The following is a 1,189-nucleotide window of genomic DNA, read 5'->3' as shown; positions in this document are numbered from 1 at the left end:
ACATGCACCCCCAACATCTCGCCGCGACCGTTCTCAAGGCAATTGCCGAGCGAAACAAGCTCGATACCGCCGATGTCGACGACATCATCTGGTCGACCTCGACCCAGCGTGGCGAGCAGAGCGGCGATCTCGGGCGGATGGCGGCGCTCGACGCGGGCTATGACGTCAAGGCGAGCGGGACGACGCTCGATCGGTTCTGCGGTGGCGGGATCACGGCGGTGAACTTCGCGGCGGCACAGATCATGAGCGGGATGGAAGACCTCGTCATCGCCGGCGGGACCGAGATGATGTCGCTGACCACGACAATGATGCAGGACGACATGGCGGCGGGGAAGCGGCCGCTCGGGATCGGCTCGGGCAACGCCCGGCTCGACGCGGCGCATCCGCAGTCGAACCAGGGCATCTGCGCCGATGCGATCGCCAGCATCGAGGGGATCGACCGCGAGACGCTCGAAGCGCTGGGGCTCGAGAGCCAGCGGCGTGCCGCGGTGGCGATCGCCGAAGGGCGGTTCGATCGCAGCTTGGTCCCTGTCACCGACGCGACCGGCGCGCTGGTGCTAGAAAAGGACGAATATCCGCGTCCCGATACGACCGCCGAGGGTCTCGCCGCGCTGCGTCCGTCGTTCGCCGGGATTGCCGACATACCGCTCGACGACAAGGGCACGACCTATCGCAAGCAGATCAACCGGCGTTATCCAGACGTCGATATCAAGCACGTCCATCACGCCGGCAATTCGTCGGGCGTGGTCGACGGCGCCGCCGCGGTGCTGCTCGCGAGCGCCGACTATGCCGCCAAGCACGGGCTCAAACCCCGCGCGCGGATCGTCGCGATGGCGAACATGGGCGACGACCCGACGCTGATGCTCAACGCCCCCGTCCCCGCCGCGCGAAAGGTTCTGGCGAAGGCGGGGCTGACGGTCGACGACATCGACCTGTGGGAGATCAACGAGGCGTTCGCGGTGGTCGCCGAGAAGTTCATCCGCGACCTGAAGCTCGACCGCGACAAGGTGAACGTCAATGGCGGCTCGATCGCGCTCGGCCATCCGATCGGCGCGACCGGGGCGATCCTGATCGGCACGATCCTCGACGAACTCGAACGCCGCGACCTGAAACGCGGGCTCGTGACGATGTGCGCGGGCGGCGGGATGGCCCCGGCGATCATCATCGAGCGCGTCTGATGCACCCCGTC

At 67.3% G+C, this 1,189-nt stretch carries 1 protein-coding gene; it reads left to right on the top strand.

The features are described 5' to 3' along the window. Positions 1-1,178, top strand: a 1,178-nt coding sequence (locus U1872_RS22490) for an acetyl-CoA C-acetyltransferase (RefSeq protein WP_332795078.1), incomplete at its 5' end; no start/stop codon positions are given. Positions 1,179-1,189 lie beyond the last annotated feature (11 nt).

The sequence above is a fragment of the Parasphingomonas frigoris genome, assembly GCF_036663815.1.
In the GTDB taxonomy this organism is placed as follows: Bacteria; Pseudomonadota; Alphaproteobacteria; order Sphingomonadales; family Sphingomonadaceae; genus Sphingomonas.
The sequence above is the reverse complement of the archived record's forward strand: the minus strand, read 5'-3'. Positions and strand labels throughout refer to the sequence as shown.